This window comes from Pseudomonas sp. GW822-FHT03F04, from assembly GCF_058801405.1.
Window position 1 is genome coordinate 631,226 of record NZ_JBXANF010000003.1, and the last position, 21,029, is coordinate 652,254.

General features: G+C 62.6%; 5 protein-coding genes. 3 read left to right on the top strand and 2 right to left on the bottom strand.

Annotated features, from left to right (window positions below; genetic code table 11):
- The first annotated feature begins 358 nt into the window (after positions 1-358).
- Both AC1RMX_RS09475 and AC1RMX_RS09480 read left to right on the top strand, forming a co-directional pair.
- Positions 359-16,591 (top strand): LapA family giant adhesin, encoded by a 16,233-nt coding sequence (locus AC1RMX_RS09475; protein ID WP_493071601.1) that lies wholly within the window; start codon positions 359-361, stop codon positions 16,589-16,591.
- 148 nt (positions 16,592-16,739) lie between these two features.
- A complete protein-coding gene (locus AC1RMX_RS09480; protein WP_096823040.1) occupies positions 16,740-17,078 on the top strand; it encodes a tryptophan synthase subunit beta in 339 nt (112 codons plus the stop codon).
- A 49-nt stretch (positions 17,079-17,127) separates the two neighbouring features.
- Here AC1RMX_RS09480 and lapD read toward each other — a convergent pair whose 3' ends face one another.
- Positions 17,128-19,071 (bottom strand): cyclic di-GMP receptor LapD, encoded by a 1,944-nt coding sequence (gene lapD, locus AC1RMX_RS09485; protein ID WP_096823041.1) that lies wholly within the window; start codon positions 19,069-19,071, stop codon positions 17,128-17,130.
- Between the two features lie 14 nt (positions 19,072-19,085).
- Positions 19,086-19,778, bottom strand: a complete 693-nt coding sequence (lapG, locus tag AC1RMX_RS09490) for a cysteine protease LapG (RefSeq protein WP_096823042.1) — start codon at positions 19,776-19,778, stop codon at positions 19,086-19,088.
- Positions 19,779-19,974: 196 nt separating this feature from the next.
- On the opposite strand from lapG, the gene AC1RMX_RS09495 reads away from it, so the two are divergent.
- A complete protein-coding gene (locus AC1RMX_RS09495) occupies positions 19,975-20,685 on the top strand; it encodes a GntR family transcriptional regulator (protein ID WP_096823043.1) in 711 nt (236 codons plus the stop codon).
- The last annotated feature ends 344 nt before the right edge of the window (positions 20,686-21,029 follow it).

Consider the following 21,029-nt stretch of genomic DNA (forward strand, 5'->3'; position numbering starts at 1 on the left):
GGTAAAGATTTCCCAGAACTTCTTGTCTTGAATCACAGCAAAATGGCGAGCTGCGTCGGAAGATGGCAACCGGAATGACCGTATGTCGGAAAGTTTAAAACCGGAACTGGATCACACGCTGAAGGCAGGTCGCCGCATAAATATCAATGTGACATTACTGGGGCGATTGTTTAGGATGGCTCCCAGAAGGTCAATAGTTTGGCATAAACTTAATAGCGAAAGAATCTAGCCAAAATATTGACGAAGATCAGCGTCAAACTTGATTCACATTTTTTTAAAAGTACGTCCAGACTGAATCGGCGCAGAAAGCCATCAGGTCTATGGAAGTCAACTGAACGTGACACCCGGAGAGTCTTCAATGAGCAGTGTTGTTGCCATCGTCAAAAGCATTGTCGGTCAGGTTTTCGTGGTGTCCCCAGAGGGCGTCCGTCGCGTACTCGTTGAAGGCGACCGCTTGTTCGTCGGTGATCAGGTCGATACCGGCGTTTCCGGCGCGGTGTCCCTGGAACTGGCCGATGGCCGCACCCTGGACCTGGGCCGCGACACGCAGTGGAGCGCCAGCACTCCGGACTCCAGCACCGATCTGGCCGAGGCCACTGCGCAAGCCGCGCCGTCCGTTGCAGAACTGCAACAAGCCATCGCCGCCGGCGCTGACCCGACCACCGCCCTTGAAGCTACCGCTGCCGGCCCGAGCGCCGCAGGCACGGGCGGTGCTGCCGGTGGCGGCCACAGTTTCGTGATGCTCGACGCGACCGCAGGCCGTGTCGACCCGACCATCGGCTTCCCGACCGCGGGCATCAATTCCGCCGGCCAGGCCGCCCAGAACATCACCGGTGGCCAGACCACCGATACCACCACCAACGCCCTGCGCGACTCGACCCTGAGCCTCAGCGCCACGCCGACCATCACTGAAGCCGGCGGCGTGCTGGTGTACACGGCGACCCTGACCCAGGCGCCGCTGACCGACCTGACCATCACCTTGTCCAACGGCTCGGTGATCGTGATTCCGGCAGGCTCCACCACGGGCACCGTCAACGTGCCACTGGCACCGAACGACACGGTCTACAACGACCCGACCCAGATCAACGTGACCGTCACCGGCACCACCGGTGGCAACGGCATTACCGTCACCGTGCCGACCACCCCGGCCGTGACCCAGGTCACCGACACCATCGACACCACCACCGTCACCCTGACGGCGGGCAACAGCGTCACCGAAGGTGGCCAGATCACCTACACCGCGACCCTGACCAACCCGGCGCAGACACCGGTCACCGTCACCCTGTCCAACGGCTCGACCATCACCATCGGCGCCGGCCAGACCACCGGTACCGTCAACGTGCCGACCGCGCCGAATGACGTCTATAACAACGGCAGCACCGTCACTACCACGATTACGGGCGCAACCGGCGGTAACTTCGAAAACCTGGTGCCGAACCCGACGCCGGCCGTCACCACGATTGTGGACTCGATCGACACCACCGGTTTGACCCTGACAGCTACCGGCACCGTGGTCGAAGGCGGCCAGATCACCTACACCGCGACCGTGACCAACCCGGCACAGACGCCGGTGACCGTCACCCTGTCGAACGGCTCGACCATCACCATCGAAGCCGGCAAGACCAGCGGCAGCGTCAACGTGCCGACCGCACCGAATGACGTCTACAACAACGGCGGCACCGTCAGCACCACGATTACCGGCGCTACCGGCGGCAACTTCGAAAACCTGGTACCGAACACGACACCGGCGACCACCACGGTCACCGACTCTATCGACACCACCAACCTGTCGCTGAGCGCCACCGGTTCCGTGGCTGAAGGCGGTTCGATCGTCTACACCGCGACCCTGACCAATCCGGCCGGCACCCCGGTGACCGTGACGTTGAGCAACGGCTCCGTCATCACCATTGAAGCGGGCAAAACCACTGGCACTGTGACCGTTCCGGCGCCAGCCGATGACGTTTACAAGGATGCGGGCAAAGTTGAAGTCAGCATTACCGGTACCACTGGCGGCAATTTCGAGAACCTGGTGCCGAGCACCGTTCCGGCCGTCACCGAAGTCACCGACACCATCGATACCACTACGGTAAAACTGACCGCGACCGAGTCGGCGGCTGAAGGCGGTACTGTCACTTATACCGCTACGGTGGGCGCGCCAGTGACCGGTTCGCCGGTCACCGTCACTTTGGCCAACGGCCAGACCATCACCATCGAAGTCGGCAAAACCACCGGTACCGTGACCACCACCGCGCCGAACGATGCGTTGAACGGTCATGAGCCACTGAGCAACTCGATCACTGGCGTAACGGGCGGCAACTACGAGAACCTCGTGGCCGACAAGACCCCGGTCAGCACCACCGTGACCGATACCGTCGACACCACCAACCTGACCCTGAGCGCTACCGGCTCTGTGGCTGAGGGCGGTTCGATCGTCTACACCGCAACCCTGACCAACCCCGCAGGCACGCCGGTGACCGTGACGTTGAGCAACGGCTCCGTCATCACCATCGAGGCCGGTAAAACAACTGGCACCGTAACGGTTCCTGCGCCAGCCGATGACGTCTACAAAGATGCCGGCAAGGTCGAAGTCACCATCAAGGACGCTTCCGGCGGCAACTTCGAGAATCTGGTGCCAAGCACCGTTCCGGCCGTCACCGAAGTCACCGATACCATCGACACTTCGACCGTCAAACTGACGGCTGATACGTCGGTCGCGGAAGGCGGCACTGTCACCTACACCGCCACGGTGAGTGCACCGGTCACCGGCTCGCCAGTGACTGTCACTTTGGCCAACGGCCAGACCATCACCATCGAAGTCGGCAAGACCACCGGCACCGTGACCACCACGGCGCCAAACGATGTGCTGACCGGCCAGGCGCCGCTGAGCAACTCGATCACCGGCGTTTCCGGTGGCAACTACGAAAACCTCGTGGCTGACAAAACGCCGGTCAGCACCACCGTGACCGATACCGTCGACACCACCAACCTGACCTTGAGCGCCACTGGCTCCGTGGCCGAGGGTGGTTCGATCGTTTACACCGCTACATTGACCAACCCGGCCGGTACGCCGGTGACCGTGACCCTGAGCAATGGCTCGGTGATCACCATTGAAGCGGGCAAGACCACGGGCACCGTGACGGTTCCGGCACCGGCTGATGACGTCTACAAGGACGCCGGCAAAGTCGAAGTGACCATCAAGGACGCTTCCGGCGGCAACTTCGAGAACCTGGTGCCAAGCACCGTTCCGGCCGTCACCGAAGTCACCGACACCATCGACACGACGACCGTGAAGCTGACCGCTTCCGAAACCGCTGCTGAAGGTGGCACTGTCACCTACACCGCGACCGTTGGTGCGCCTGTGACCGGCTCGCCAGTGACTGTCACTTTGGCCAATGGCCAGACCATCACCATCGAAGTCGGCAAGACCACCGGTACCGTGACCACCACGGCACCGAACGATGCATTGAACGGTCATGAGCCACTGAGCAACTCGATCACTGGCGTGACTGGCGGCAACTACGAAAACCTCGTGGCCGACAAGACTCCGGTCAGCACCACCGTGACCGATACTGTCGACACCACCAACCTGACGCTGACCGCGACTGGCTCCGTGGCCGAGGGCGGTTCGATTGTTTACACCGCGACCCTGACCAATCCGGCGGGCACCCCGGTAACCGTGACGTTGAGCAACGGCTCCGTCATCACCATCGAAGCGGGCAAGACCACGGGTACCGTAACCGTTCCGGCTCCGGCCGATGACGTCTACAAGGACGCCGGCAAAGTCGAAGTGACCATCAAGGACGCGTCCGGCGGCAACTTCGAGAACCTGGTGCCGAGCACCGTTCCAGCCGTCACCGACGTCACCGATACCATCGACACCACCACGGTGAAGCTGACCGCAACCGAATCCGCTGCTGAAGGCGGCACCGTCACCTACACCGCCACAGTGGGCGCGCCAGTGACCGGTTCACCAGTCACCGTGACCCTGGCCAATGGTCAGTCGATCACCATCGAAGTCGGCAAGACCACCGGCACCGTGACCACCACCGCGCCGAACGATGCGTTGAACGGTCATGAGCCACTGAGCAACTCGATCACTGGCGTGAGCGGCGGCAACTACGAAAACCTCGTGGCCGACAAGACGCCGGTCAGCACCACCGTCACCGATACCGTCGACACCACCAATCTCTCGCTGACCGCGACTGGCTCCGTGGCCGAGGGCGGTTCGATCGTCTACACCGCGACCCTGACCAATCCGGCCGGCACTCCGGTGACCGTGACGTTGAGCAATGGCTCCGTCATCACCATCGAAGCTGGCAAGACCACGGGCACCGTGACCGTTCCGGCTCCGGCCGATGACGTCTACAAGGACGCCGGCAAAGTCGAAGTGACCATCAAGGACGCTTCCGGCGGCAACTTCGAAAACCTGGTGCCAAGCACTGTTCCGGCCGTCACCGAAGTGACCGATACCATCGACACCTCGACCGTGAAGTTGAGCGCCGATACATCTGTAGCCGAAGGTGGCACCGTCACCTACACCGCAACCGTTGGCGCCCCCGTCACCGGTTCGCCTGTGACCGTGACCCTCGCCAACGGCCAGACCATCACCATCGAAGTCGGCAAAACCACCGGTACCGTCACCACCACCGCGCCGAACGATGCGTTGAACGGTCATGAACCGCTGAGCAACTCGATTACTGGCGTGACCGGCGGTAACTACGAGAACCTCGTAGCTGACAAGACCCCGGTTTCGACCACTGTTACCGATACCGTCGACACCACCAATCTGACCCTGAGCGCCACTGGTTCAGTAGCCGAGGGCGGCTCGATTGTTTACACCGCGACCCTGACCAACCCGGCCGGCACGCCGGTGACCGTGACGTTGAGCAACGGCTCCGTCATCACCATCGAAGCGGGTAAAACCACCGGCACCGTGACCGTTCCGGCCCCTGCCGATGACGTCTACAAAGACGCCGGCAAAGTCGAAGTCACCATCAAGGACGCTTCCGGCGGCAACTTCGAGAACCTGGTGCCAAGCACCGTTCCGGCCGTCACTGAAGTCACTGACACCATCGACACCACCACGGTCAAACTGACCGCGACCGAATCCGCTGCTGAAGGTGGCACCGTCACCTACACCGCGACCGTGGGTGCACCCGTGACTGGTTCGCCGGTCACCGTGACCTTGGCCAACGGTCAGTCGATCACCATCGAAGTGGGCAAGACCACTGGCACCGTCACCACCACCGCGCCGAACGATGCGTTGAACGGTCACGAGCCACTGAGCAACTCGATCACTGGCGTCAGCGGCGGCAATTACGAGAATCTGGTTGCTGACAAAACCCCTGTTTCGACTACTGTCACCGACACCGTCGACACTACCAACCTGACGCTGAGCGCTACCGGATCTGTGGCTGAAGGCGGTTCGATCGTCTACACCGCCACCCTGACCAACCCGGCCGGTACGCCGGTGACCGTGACGTTGAGCAACGGCGCCGTCATCACCATCGAAGCGGGCAAAACCACGGGTACCGTAAGCGTTCCGGCACCGGCCGATGACGTCTACAAAGATGCAGGCAAAGTCGAAGCAACCATTTCGACCGCCACCGGCGGCAACTTCGAGAACCTGGTGCCAAGCACCGTTCCGGCCGTCACCGAAGTGACCGACACCATCGACACCACCACGGTCAAACTGACCGCGACTGAATCGGCAGCTGAAGGCGGCACCGTCACTTACACCGCCACCGTCGGCGCGCCTGTCACCGGTTCGCCTGTGACTGTGACCCTGTCCAACGGACAGTCGATCACCATCGAAGTCGGCAAAACCACCGGCACCGTCACCACCACAGCACCTAACGACGCGCTGAACGGCCATGCACCGCTGACAAACGCGATCACCGACGTTTCCGGTGGCAACTACGAAAACCTCGTGGCTGACAAAACCCCGGTCAGCACCACCGTGACCGACACCGTCGACACCACCAACCTGACCCTGAGCGCCACTGGCTCGGTGGCCGAGGGTGGTTCGATCATTTACACCGCGACCCTGACCAATCCGGCCGGCACCCCGGTGACCGTGACCCTGTCGAACGGTGCCGTGATCACCATCGAGGCCGGCAAAACTACCGGCACCGTCAGCGTTCCGGCACCGGCCGATGACGTCTACAAAGATGCAGGCAAAGTCGAAGCAACCATTTCGACCGCCACCGGCGGCAACTTCGAGAACCTGGTGCCAAGCACCGTTCCGGCCGTCACCGAAGTGACCGATACCATCGACACCTCGACCGTCAAACTGACCGCGACCGAGTCGGCGGCTGAAGGCGGCACCGTCACTTACACCGCGACTGTTGGCGCACCTGTGACTGGCTCGCCGGTCACCGTGACCCTGGCCAACGGTCAGTCGATCACCATCGAAGTCGGCAAAACCACCGGTACCGTGACCACCACCGCACCGAACGACGCACTCAACGGTCACGAACCGCTGACCAACTCGATCACTGGCGTGAGCGGCGGCAACTACGAGAACCTCGTAGCCGACAAGACACCGGTCAGCACCACCGTGACCGACACCGTCGACACCACCAACCTGACCCTGAGCGCGACGCCGGCAGTCAACGAAGGTGGCCAGATCACCTACACCGCGACCCTGACCAACGCCGCCGGCACCCCGGTGACCGTGACGTTGAGCAACGGCGCCGTGATCACCATCGAGGCCGGCAAAACCACCGGCACCGTGACCGTCGATGCACCGAAGGACGACGTCTACAAGGACGCCGGCACCGTCGAAACGACCATCAAGGGCGCGACCGGTGGCGACTTCGAAAACCTGGTCACCAGCACCACCCCGGCGGTCACCACCGTCAATGACACCATCGACACGTCCACCGTGTCGCTGACCGCTACCGCCAACGTCGCCGAAGGCGAAACCGTGGTCTACACCGCGACCGTGACGGCGCCCGTGACCGGCTCGCCGGTCGTCGTGACCCTGTCCAACGGCCAGACCATCACCATCGCCGTCGGCGAGACCACCGGCACCGTGAACTTCGTCGCGCCGAACAGCCCGCTGGCTGGCGGCAGCTCGCTGAGCGTGACCATCGACAAGGCCACCGGCGGCAACTACGAAAACCTGGCGGTCGACAGCAAACCGGCAAACACCTCGGTGTCGGACACCGTCGACACGACCAACCTGAACCTGACGGCCACCGATTCGGTCGCCGAGGGTGGCTCGATTGTCTACACCGCCACCCTGACCAACCCGGCTGGTACGCCGGTGACCGTGACCCTGTCGAACGGCGCGGTGATCACCATCGAAGCCGGCAAGACCACTGGCACCGTGACCGTTCCGGCTCCTGCAGACGATGTGTACAAGGATGCCGGCAAAGTCGAGGCAACCATTTCGACCGCCACCGGTGGCGGTTTCGAGAACCTGGTGCCAAGCACCGTTCCAGCCGTGACCAACGTCACCGACACCATCGACACCACCACGGTGAAACTCACCGCGACCGAGTCGGCGGCTGAAGGCGGCACTGTCACTTACACCGCGACTGTGGGTGCGCCTGTGACTGGCTCGCCGGTTACTGTGAACCTGGCCAACGGTCAGTCGATCACCATCGAAGTCGGCAAGACCACCGGCACCGTCACCACCACCGCGCCGAACGATGCACTCAACGGCCACGCGCCGCTGACCAACGCGATCACTGGCGTGACGGGCGGCAATTACGAGAACCTCGTGGCCGACAAGACGCCAGTCAGCACCACCGTGACTGACACCGTCGACACTACCAACCTGACCCTGAGCGCCACTGGCTCCGTGGCCGAGGGTGGTTCGATCGTCTACACCGCGACCTTGACCAACCCGGCTGGTACGCCGGTGACCGTGACCCTGTCGAACGGCGCGGTGATCACCATCGAAGCCGGTAAGACCACTGGCACCGTGACCGTTCCTGCGCCAGCCGATGACGTCTACAAAGATGCGGGTAAAGTCGAAGCAACCATTTCGACGGCCACGGGCGGTAACTTCGAGAACCTGGTGCCAAGCACCGTTCCGGCCGTAACCCAGGTCACCGACACCATCGACACCACCACGGTGAAACTCACCGCGACCGAGTCGGCGGCTGAAGGTGGCACTGTCACTTACACCGCGACTGTTGGCGCGCCTGTGACTGGCTCGCCAGTGACCGTGACCCTGGCCAACGGTCAGTCGATCACCATCGAAGTAGGCAAAACCACCGGCACCGTCACCACCACCGCACCGAACGATGCGCTGACCGGCCACGCGCCGCTGACCAACGCGATCACCGACGTGACGGGCGGCAACTACGAAAACCTCGTAGCTGACAAAACCCCGGTCAACACCACCGTGACTGACACCGTCGACACCACCAACCTGTCGCTGACCGCGACCGGCACCGTGGCCGAGGGTGGCTCGATCGTTTACACCGCCACCTTGACCAACCCGGCCGGCACGCCGCTGACCGTGACCCTGTCGAACGGCGCCGTCATCACCATCGAAGCCGGCAAGACCACGGGCACCGTGACCGTTGCCGCTCCAGCCGACGACGTCTACAAAGACGCCGGCAAGGTCGAAGTCACCATCAAGGATGCAACCGGTGGCAACTTCGAGAACCTCGTTCCGAGCACCGTTCCAGCCGTAACGGAAGTCACCGACACCATCGATACGACGACGGTGAAGCTGACTGCTTCCGAAACGGCCGCTGAAGGCGGCACCGTCACTTACACCGCGACGGTTGGCGCGCCAGTCACCGGCTCGCCTGTGGTTGTCACTTTGGCCAACGGTCAGAGCATCACGATTGAAGTGGGTAAAACCACCGGTACCGTGACCACCACTGCGCCGAACGATGCGCTCAATGGCCACGCGCCGCTGAGCAACGCGATCACCGGCGTGACGGGTGGCAACTACGAGAATCTGGTGGCCGACAAGACACCGGTTTCGACCACCGTCACTGATACCGTCGACACCACCAATCTGACCCTGAGCGCCACTGGCTCCGTGGCCGAAGGCGGCTCGATCGTCTACACCGCCACGCTGACCAACCCGGCCGGCACTCCGGTGACCGTTACCCTGTCGAATGGCGCCGTGATCACCATCGAAGCCGGCAAGACCACCGGCACCGTAACCGTTGCGGCTCCGGCCGATGACGTCTACAAGGACGCCGGCAAAGTCGAAGCGACCATTTCGACGGCCACGGGCGGCAACTTCGAGAACCTGGTGCCAAGCACCGTTCCGGCTGTGACTCAGGTCACCGATACCATCGACACCACCACGGTGAAACTCACCGCGACCGAGTCGGCGGCTGAAGGCGGCACCGTCACTTACACCGCAACCGTGGGTGCCCCGGTGACCGGTTCGCCAGTGACCGTAACTCTGTCGAACGGTCAGTCGATCACCATCGAAGTCGGCAAGACCACCGGCACCGTCACCACCACCGCACCGAACGATGCGTTGACCGGTCACGCGCCGTTGACCAACGCGATCACCGGCGTGACGGGCGGCAACTACGAAAACCTCGTAGCCGACAAGACCCCGGTTTCGACCACGGTCACCGACACCGTCGACACCACCAACCTGACCCTCAGCGCCACCAATTCGGTCGCCGAGGGTGGTTCGATCATCTACACCGCGACCCTGACCAACGCTGCTGGCTCGCCAGTCACCGTGACCTTGTCGAACGGCGCCGTGATTACCATCGAAGCCGGCAAGACCACCGGCACCGTAACCGTTGCGGCTCCGGCAGATGACGTCTACAAAGACGCCGGCACTGTCCAGGCCACGATCACCAACGCCACGGGCGGCAACTTCGAGAACCTGGTGCCAAGCACCGTACCGGCCGTGACCCAGGTCACCGACACCATCGACACCACCACGGTGAAACTCACCGCGACCGAGTCGGCGGCTGAAGGCGGAACCGTTACTTACACCGCGACTGTTGGCGCACCTGTGACCGGTTCGCCAGTCACTGTGACCCTGTCCAATGGTCAGTCGATCACCATCGAAGTCGGCAAGACCACCGGCACCGTCACCACCACCGCACCAAACGATGCGTTGACCGGTCACGCGCCGTTGACCAACGCGATCACCGGCGTAACCGGCGGCAACTACGAAAACCTCGTAGCCGACAAGACCCCGGTTTCGACCACGGTCACCGACACCGTCGACACCACCAACCTGACCCTCAGCGCCACCAATTCGGTCGCCGAGGGCGGTTCGATTATCTACACCGCCACATTGACCAACGCTGCGGGCACTCCGGTGACCGTGACCTTGAGCAACGGCGCCGTGATCACCATCGAAGCCGGCAAAACCACCGGCACCGTGACCGTTCCTGCACCGGCCGACGACGTCTACAAAGATGCCGGCACTGTCCAGGCCACGATCAGCAACGCCACCGGCGGCAACTTCGAAAACCTGGTGACCAGCACCACGCCAGCGGTGACCAGCGTCACTGACACCATCGACACCACGAACGTGAAACTGACCGCCACCACCAGCGTGGCTGAAGGCGGCACGGTCACTTACACCGCGACTGTCGGCGCCCCTGTGACCGGTTCACCCGTCACGGTGACCCTGTCGAATGGCCAGAGCATCACCATCGAAGTCGGCAAGACCACCGGCACCGTGACCACCACCGCACCGAACGATGTGTTGACCGGCCACGCGCCGCTGACCAACGCGATCACCAACGTGACCGGTGGCAACTACGAGAACCTGGTCGCCGATAAAACCCCGGTTTCGACCACCGTCACCGACACCATCGACACCACCAACCTGTCGCTCAGCGCGACCGGCACCGTGGCCGAAGGCGGCTCGATCACCTACACCGCGACCCTGACCAACGCCGCTGGCTCGCCAGTGACCGTGACCCTGAGCAACGGCGCGGTGATCACTATCGAAGCCGGCAAAACCACTGGCACCGTGACCGTTCCTGCGCCAGCCGATGACGTCTACAAAGACGCCGGCAACGTGCAGGCCACGATCACCAACGCCAGCGGTGGCAGCTTCGAAAACCTGGTGACCAGCAACACACCAGCCGTCACCAGCGTCACCGACACCATCGACACCACGACCGTGAAGCTGACCGCGACCACGACGGCAGCCGAAGGTGGCACTGTCACCTACACCGCGACCGTGGGCGCCCCGGTGACTGGCTCGCCAGTGACTGTGACCCTGTCGAACGGTCAGTCGATCACCATCGAAGTCGGCAAGACCACCGGCACTGTCACCACCACTGCGCCTAACGACGTGTTGAATGGTCATGCACCGCTGACCAATGCGATCACCGGCGTAACCGGTGGCAACTACGAAAATCTGGTGGCCGACAAGACACCGGTCAGCACCACCGTGACCGACACTGTCGACACCACCAACCTGTCCCTGAGTGCTACCAATTCGGTTGCCGAAGGTGGTTCGATCATCTACACCGCCACACTGACCAACGCTGCCGGCACTCCGGTGACCGTAACGTTGAGCAATGGCGCCGTGATCACCATCGAGGCGGGTAAAACCACCGGCACCGTGACCGTTCCTGCGCCAGCCGATGACGTCTACAAGGACGCCGGCACTGTCCAGGCCACGATCACCAACGCCACGGGCGGCAACTTCGAAAACCTGGTGACCAGCAACACACCAGCGGTGACCAGCGTCACCGACACCATCGACACCACCACTGTGAAGCTGACCGCGACCACAACGGCGGCCGAGGGTGGCAGCGTTGTCTACACCGCGACTGTCGGCGCACCGGTGACCGGCTCGCCAGTGACTGTGACCCTGTCCAATGGCCAGACCATCACGATCGACATCGGTAAAACCACTGGCACCGTGACCACCACCGCGCCTAACGATGCGTTGACCGGTCATGCACCGCTGACCAACGCGATCACCAACGTTTCTGGCGGCAACTACGAAAACCTCGTGGCCGATAAAACCCCGGTTTCGACTACGGTCACCGACACCATCGACACCACCAACCTGTCGCTCACCGCGACCGGCACCGTGGCCGAGGGTGGCTCGATTACTTACACCGCAACGCTGACCAACGCCGCTGGCTCGCCAGTGACCGTGACCCTGTCGAACGGCGCCGTGATCACCATCGACGCCGGCAAGACCACCGGCACCGTGACCGTTCCTGCGCCAGCCGATGACGTCTACAAAGATGCCGGCAACGTGCAGGCCACGATCACCAACGCCAGCGGTGGCAACTTCGAGAACCTGGTCACCAGCACCACGCCAGCGGTGACCAGCGTCACCGACACCATCGACACCACCACTGTGAAGCTGACTGCGACCACAACGGCGGCCGAAGGTGGCAACGTTGTCTACACCGCGACCGTGGGTGCGCCTGTAACCGGTTCGCCAGTGACCGTGACCCTGTCCAACGGCCAGTCGATCACGATCGACATCGGCAAGACCACCGGCACCGTGACCACCACCGCGCCGAACGACGCGCTGACCGGCCATGCACCGCTGACCAACTCGATCACCAACGTTTCTGGCGGCAACTACGAAAACCTCGTGGCCGACAAGACGCCGGTTTCGACTACGGTCACCGACACCATCGACACCACCAACCTGTCGCTCACCGCGACCGGCACCGTGGCCGAGGGTGGCTCGATCACTTACACCGCAACACTGACCAACGCCGCTGGCTCGCCAGTGACCGTGACCCTGTCGAACGGCGCCGTGATCACCATCGACGCCGGCAAGACCACCGGCACCGTGACCGTTCCTGCGCCAGCCGATGACGTCTACAAGGACGCTGGCAACGTGCAGGCCTCGATCACCAACGCCACCGGTGGCAACTTCGAGAATCTGGTGACCAGCAATACACCAGCGGTGACCAGCGTCACCGACACCATCGACACCACGACCGTCAGCATTACCGGCAGCACCTCGGTGACCGAAGGCCAGACCGCCAGCTACACCGTCAGCCTGACCCACCCGGCGCAAACCGAAGTGACCCTGAAAATCGTCTACAGCGGCACCGCCGCCGACGGTTCGGACTTCACCGGTGTGTACACCGTGAAGATCCCGGCCGGTGCAAGCACAGCGACCTTCAACGTTGCGACCATCGACGACAAGATCACCGAAGGCACCGAGAACTTCGTGGTCAAGATCGACTCGGCCACCGGCGGCAACTTCGAGAACCTCGCCGTCAGCAGCACCAACGGCAGCGTCAGCACCTCGATCATCGACAACGATGCGCCACCGGTCATCGACCTCGACGCCAACAACTCCAGCGGCGCCACCGGGGCCGACTACAAGGTGACCTTCACCGAGAACACCCCGGGCGCGGGTGTGTCGATTGCCGACACCGATATCAAGATCACCGACCCGGACAGCACCATGCTGACCGGCGCCACCATCGTGCTGACCAACCGTCAGGACGGCGATGCGCTGAATCTGGGCAACAGCGTCAACGGCATCACCATCAATGCCAACAGCACCAACGGCACGATCACGCTGACCCTGTCGGGCAATGCGACGCTGGCCGACTACATGCAGCAGATCAAGAACATCAGCTTCACCAACAGCAGTGAAGACCCGAGCACCGTGCCACGGATCATCACCGTGACCGTGACCGATGGCGGCAACTACTCCAACGTCGCCACCACCACGGTCAATGTGGTGGCGGTCAACGACGCGCCGGTCGCCGCTCCGGTCAATGTCACCGGTACCGAAGACACCCCGCTGATTCTCGGCTGGTCGACCTTCGGCGTCAGCGACGTGGACAGCCCGGCCTCGAGCCTGGGCGTGAAAATCACCCAGCTGCCGGGCGAAGGCAAACTGCAGTATCTGGACGGTTCGACCTGGAAAGACGTCGCCACCAACCAGACCTTCAGCAAGGCCGACATCGACGCCGGCAAGCTGCGCTTCATGCCGGATGCCAACGAGTCGGGCGTGAACGGTTACGGCGGCACCGGTCTGGGCAACAACCAGGCTGACTACGCACAGATCAAGTTCCAGCCAACCGACGGCCAATTGCTGGGCAACACCGGCACCATCAAGATCGACATCACGCCAGTGGCGGATGCACCGACCCTGTCGGTTGCCGATAACAGCGTGAAGTCCACCGGGTTGATCAAGGAAGTCTGGACCGGCCTGTCGGGCCTGGGCACCGACGGCAGCGGCGCGAATTCGACCACGCTGAAAAACGTGATCGACGGCGCCGGCACACCGAACTCCAGCGGCACCGTGACCAACGTGCAATCCGACGGCAGCGTGACCGCCGGCACCGCATCGAAGACTTCGGGCCTGATCTATCTGGAAGCCGGCAAGACCTACACCTTCACCGGTACTGGCGATGACAGCCTGCTGGTGACCATCGGCGGCAAGAGCGTGGCGTCCACGACGTGGGGCGCGGGCGGCAACCTCAACGGTTCGTTCACCCCGACCACCAGCGGCTACTACACCCTGGACATCTACCACCACAACCAGAGCGGTCCGGGCAGCTACGACGTCAACCTGTCGGTCAACGGCAGCACGCCGATCGATCTGAGCAGTGCCAGCGTGCCGATCTACACCGGCGTGACGGATCTGGTGAACGCAGGCGTGACAGTGTCCGACCTGCACGGCAGCAACGGCGAAGGCTATTACGACGGCTACAAACTCAACACCGGCGCCGAAGGCACCACCGTGAAACTGTCGTCGATCAGCACCGCGCTGACCGACACCGACGGCTCGGAAACCCTGAGCATCAAGATCAGCGGTGCACCGGTCGGTTCGGTCCTCAGCGACGGCGCAGGCCACAGTTTCACCGTGACCGCCACCAGCGGCGACGCCAACGTCACCGGCTGGAACCTCGGCACCCTGACCGTGACCCCGCCGACCTACTACAACGGCCAGTTCAACCTGACCGTGACCTCGACCTCCACCGAGGCCGTAGGCGGCTCGGCCAGCACCACCGCGACCATTCCGGTCACCGTGGTGCCGGCGGTCTACAACGCAGTGGTCGCCACCTCGGGTGACGACACCTTCACCGGTACCGACGGCAACGACATCATGGTCGCCGACATCGGCGGCCTGACCGTGGTGCCGGGCACCAACTACAACATCGCGTTCATGGTCGACAGCTCCGGCAGCATGAGCGCCTCGTCGATCAACGCCGCCAAGGACTCGCTGACGTCGGTGTTCAACACCCTCAAGCAGAGCATGGGCAACAACTCGGGCACGGTGAACATCTTCCTGGTGGACTTCGATACCCAGGTCAACAAGTCGGTGTCGGTGAACCTCAACGACCCGAATGCGCTGACCTTGCTCAAAGCCGTGCTGGACTCGATGACCTCCGGCGGCGGCACCAACTATGAAGACGTGTTCAAAGCCACGGCCAACTTCTTCCAGAGCACTGAAGCGCTGGCCAACACCGGGGCGAAGAACCTCACGTACTTCATCACCGACGGCCAGCCGACCTACTACCAGAGCGGCGAGCAGACCAACCCGACGCTGTACGGCAACGTGAAGCTCGACGACGTGGTGAAGACCAGCAACTACAAACTGGGCGACAGCTTCAGCACCTACATCGACAGCACCCACTACCTGAGCATCAACACTGCCGGCGCCGTGGTCTTGCAAACGCTGAAGAACGGCAACTGGAGCTGGAACAGCCTCGGCACCATCCACGCCCAGGGCGACGGCACCTATGAGCTGTCGAGCCTGGCGGGTAGCGGCAACAGCACCACGTCGGCCACCACCGACAACGCCAACAGCGGCTTCGCGCTGCTCAGCGGGCTGTCGAACGTCGAGGCCATCGGTATCAACAGCGGCGTCAGCCTCAACGATCTGAAACCTTACGACAGCGATCACAACCCGCAGACCAACATCGATCCCAAGGATCTGGCCAACTCGATCATCGGCCACACCGAGGCGACGATGCCGGGCAACGACACCGTCAGCGGCGGCGACGGCAACGACATCCTGTTCGGCGATCTGGTGAGCTTCAACGGCATTGCCGGCGAGGGTTACCAGGCGATGCAGGCGTTCGTCGCGCAGCAGACCGGCGTCGATGTCAGCAAAGTCACCACCAGCAACGTGCACCAGTACATCACCGAGCACTATCAGGCGTTCGATGTGTCCGGTGCCCATGACGGCAACGACACGCTGCTGGGCGGCGCGGGCAATGACATCCTGTTCGGCTCGGGTGGCAACGACCTGCTCGACGGCGGCAAGGGCAATGACATCCTGCTCGGCGGTACCGGCAACGACACGCTGATCGGTGGCCCGGGCAACGACATCCTGATCGGTGGTTCCGGTGCCGACACCTTCGTCTGGAAGGCAGGCGACACCGGCAACGAAGTGATCAAGGACTTCAAGGCCAGCGAAGGCGACCGCATCGACCTGCGTGATCTGTTGCAGGGCGAGACCGGCAGCACCATCGACAACTTCCTTAAGATCACCACGGTCGACGGCGTGTCGTCGCTGCAAGTCAGCTCGGGCGGCAAGTTCAACTCGGGTGATGCCGCAGCCGCCACACCGGACGTGACGATCAAACTGGAAGGCAACAACTGGTCCACTGCCAACATTCACAACCTGATTGCCGGCAGCGATCCGACCATCAAGGTCGACCACAACAACAGCTGATGCGTGAACAAAACGGCCGCCCCAATGGGGCGGCCGTCACGTTTGCGCCCATCACCCCGGTGACGATTTCGTCGGCGCACCGCATACTCGCGCGCAGTTGGCTATGCTGCTGACAGCATGACGCGGGTTCATTTCTGAGGGATGCTCAATGTTTTACGTGCAACGCGATGCGCAGGGTCAGTTGGTTCGCGTGGAAGCTGCCGCCTGGGCCGAGGCCACGGAAACGCTGCCGGCCGACCACCATGAAATCCAGGCCTGGTTTGCCAACGCCGCGGTGGAAAACAGCCTCAAGCAGCTCAAGCAGAGCGACCTGGAAATGATCCGGGTACTCGACGACCTGATTCAGGTGCTGACCAGCAAAGGCGTGATCCGCGTCACCGACCTGCCGCCGGCGGCCCAGGCCAAGTTGATGGACCGTACCCAGGCCCGGGAAGCGCTGGGCGGGTTGAGTCAGTTGATCGATGATGAAGAGACCGGGTTGATCTGATCTTTTTGTACTGTCCGTGCCCACGCTATGCGTGGGAACGGACAATTCATCACCAGGGTTTTGGCTCACCGAAGAGCTGTCCCTGAACCCCGTACAAGCCCATCTCGCGAATCACCGACAATTCCCCTTCCGTCTCGACCCGCTCGGCAATCAACGGCAGATCGATGCTGTGCGCCGCACGCTGGATCGCCTCGATGAACAGACGTTTGTCACTTTCCTGATCGATCGCCCGAATGTAGCTGCCATCGATCTTCAAGTACGCCAGCCCCAATCGCGCCAGGTTGCCGATCATGCTGAAGCGCCCGCCGAAGCGTTGCAGGCTCAGGGAGAAACCGAGTTCGCGCAGGCGGCGAGTCAACTGTTCCAGCACCGCTTGTTCCGGCAATTGCTCCTCGCCGATTTCCAGGGTCAGACGCGGCCCCAGATTGGAGTGCGAGCGCAGAATCTCGAAGACTTTGTTCAGCGCCTGTGGGTCGGCCAGGGTCGCCGACGACAGGTTCAGCGCCAGGGATTTTTCATGGCCGGCCATTTGCTCCAGCACCCGCTCGAGCATCAGTCGGTCCAGCCGCGCGGTCCAGCCAAAGCGCTCCAGCCACGGCAGGAAGCGTCCGGCGGGAATGGTCTGGCCCTGCTCGTCGAGCAAGCGTGACAGCACCTTGTAATGCAGCACCAGTTGCGTGTCCTGCGCCGCCACTACCGGCTGGAAGAACAGCTCGAAACGCCGCTGGCTCAGGGCCTGATCGAGCAGGCGATGCCAGGCGTGGTGATCGTCACCGACGTCCGCCACCAGGCTCTGATCGAGGCAGGCCCAGTTCTGCTCGCCCTGACCTTCGGCCTGGGCCAGTGCCTGATCGCCGAGGCTGAGCACCGCTTGCGGCGAATCGCCGTGGGCGAACGGTGCGAGGCCGATGGAGGCCACGGCCGCCACGTCGGTGGCGCCTGTCGCATGCAGGCTGCTCAGCGCACTGTCGAGGCTTTGCGCCAGTTGCAGCGCTTCTTCCCGCGTCAGCCCCGGCGCCAGCACGGCGAATTCACCGCCGCGAATACGTGTGACGAGATTCTGGGTTTCCGGGTATTTGGCGCACTCGCGGGACAGTTGCTCGCCAACTGCTTTGAGCAATTCATCGGTGCGCTGACCGCCGAGGCGCTGGTTCAGCCCGGCCAGGTCCTTGACCCGCAACAACAGCAGATAACCGGAGCTGGCCTGCTCCGGGTTGCTCACCCGGGCGTTCAGTTGCATCTCGAAATAGCGCCGGTTGGCCAGCCCCGTGAGGTTGTCCTGATAGGACTCGGTGCGCAGTTTTTCACTGCGTTCGGCCTGCTCCTGGAACAGCGCCTTGAGCTTCTCGACCATCTGGTTCATGGCCAGCACTACGCGACGCAGTTCAGGCGTGCGCGGCAGGTCCGGCAGGCTGAGGAACTCGCGACGGGCGATGGCGTGGGACTGCTTGACCATGTAATCCAGCGGCCTCAGTTGCCGACGCAGCAACAGCGCGCCGAGCACCGCACTCACCGCGCCGCAGACCAGCAGCCAGCCAAGACTGCCCAGGGCGCTCTGCCAGAGTTTGGCCAGGGCGAACATCGGGTGGCTGACCACCTCGACCCGCGCCGCCTGCTCCCAGCCACGGCTGACCAGCGCATCGCCACCGGCCGGCTCCAGACCGATCAGTTTGACGAACCAGTCCGGCACGTTGGTGACCGCCGGAATGCCGTTGCGCTCGACGATGGTCTGATCGGTCTTCAGATCGACCACGCGGATGCTCGAGTAGTAACCGCTGTCGAAGATCGAACTGACCAGCAGCTCGACCATCGCCGGGTCGTCGATATTCGGCGTCAGCGACAGCGCCAGCGCCGTGGCGGCGTCCTGGGCGTGGGAGCGCAACTGATTGACGTACTGGGTGCGCGAGCTTTCCAGACTGACCATGAAGCTGCCGGTGAAGGCGACCACCAGGAACAGACAGATAGCGATCAACAGCTGTTTGAACAAGGACATCTGAGCGCGTGCTCCTAGTTAGTCGTCTCGACCGGGAATCCTTCGGCCTGCATTTTCTTCAACACATCCTGCCAGCGTGACAGACGTTTGGTGTCGCCGACCTTCTTGTTGCCCTTCGCTCCCGGCAGGTACAGACCTTCGGCATTGAAAGAGTAGACCGGCAGCAAATCGGTTCGCTCGGACGCCGGCTTGATCGGGTCGATCAGGCTGTCGAGCACCAGTGGCATGGCGTCAGGGCTGGAATAGTAAGTCAGGACCATGTGCGCGCGGTTCTGGCGCAAGGCCTTGACGTAGGTGATGCGTAACTTGTCACTGGCCACCCCCAGATGGCGCAGGCTGAAATACTTGGCGATCGCATAGTCTTCGCAATCGCCGGCACCTTTCCACAAGGCTTCGATGGGGGTTTCCCAATAATCGACTTCACCCCACAGGTCGATATCTTCGACGTAGCGCATCTGTTTGTTGAAAAACAGGTTCACCACTTTGAGCTTTTCCATTTCGCTGACCTGCTTCTGCGTGGCCAGCAGATTCTGCCAGGCATCAATCCGTTGCTGTCCGGCGCCCAGAGGGCCGTACAACGCCGTAGCCTTGCGACTGATCGCAGAAAAATCCCAATCGGCATGCAGACCGCCCAGCATGGCGCCGGCCAGCAGCAGCGCGCAGGCAAGCCAGCGCACAATCCGAGGGATCGCGAAACGTACCGCCAATGCAAGGCATCCAGGGCAGGGAAGAAAGGCGTTTGATGGTGAAGGTTAGTCCAGCAAAAAACAATGGCACCCTGAGATCATCGCTGGCGCGCTAAACTTCAGATATGACAGGGTTCTTCTACACGGTTTGACAACCTGTAGAGCAATCACTAGTGTCCTTTGGATCCAAATTCAGCCGTCAACAGGGTGTGCAGTTGTGACCCAGAAGCCCAAGCCACTCCACAGCATCAAAGTCGAAGGCCCGATTCCCGCGCACCTGGCGCGTTCGGTCATCGAAGAAACCCTGCGCTCGGCGATCCTCGATGGTCGCCTGCCGTGCGGCACCGCCGTGCGCCAGCAAGACCTGGCGGATCTGTTCGGCGTCAGCCGCATGCCGGTGCGCGAAGCCTTGCGTCAGCTGGAAGCCCAGGGCCTGCTGAGCGTGGTTGCGCACAAAGGGGCCGTCGTGGCGCCGCTGATTCAGGGTGACGCGACCGAAACCTATGAGCTGCGCATCCTGCTGGAATCCGAAGCGCTGCGCCAGTCGATCCCGCTGCTGACCCCTGCCGATCACGATCGCGCCGCCGGCTACATCGAAGAGCTGGAAACCGAGCACGACTACACCGAGATCGGCCGGCTCAACCGTCTGTTCCACATGGCGCTTTACTGCAAATCCCCGAACGGCCGACTGCTGCGGCTGGTCGAGGATGGCTTGAATGAAGAGGAACGCTTCCTGCGTTTCAACCTCGAGGCCATGGGCCTGGGCAAACTGTCCCAGGACGATCACCGGGCGCTGCTGCAGGCCGTTAAAGAACGCGACACCCAACAGGCGGTGATGCTTCTGGAGCAGCACCTCAATCGGGGTGTCGAGGTGATCACTCGCTATCTGGCCAGCTCCGCCTCCAAAAGCCGCCAGGCGGCACTCTGAAAGTCCCCTCCCGGGTGAGCCCCCGCTCCCCCGGCGAATAACCCGCTTACAAATCCCCACGCCGGTCACGCTCAATTGCCGTGGCACTTCGGCGCCTGCGCTCTAACCTCCCCCCTGCTTCGAACAGCCCGGAATTTGCACCGCAAGGAAGTCATTTTCGACGATAGCCGCGGCGCCGATTTACGCGCACCCTTGAATCGCCAACCCACTATAGAACGGGGACGCGCCGCCCCGGCAGCAGTCTCCGCACCAGGAACCTACGGAAGGAGCCTTGTCACGGGAAAAGGAAGATTCGCCGCCGTATCAGGCCAACTTCATCCCCTCAGATCATTTCAATTACTTCA

Coding starts and splice junctions, on each gene's coding strand:
- AC1RMX_RS09475 (WP_493071601.1), top strand. CDS start 359: ATGAGCAGTGTTGTTGCCATCGTCAAAAGCATTGTCGGTCAGGTTTTC.
- AC1RMX_RS09480 (WP_096823040.1), top strand. CDS start 16,740: ATGTTTTACGTGCAACGCGATGCGCAGGGTCAGTTGGTTCGCGTGGAA.
- lapD (WP_096823041.1), bottom strand. CDS start 19,071: ATGTCCTTGTTCAAACAGCTGTTGATCGCTATCTGTCTGTTCCTGGTG.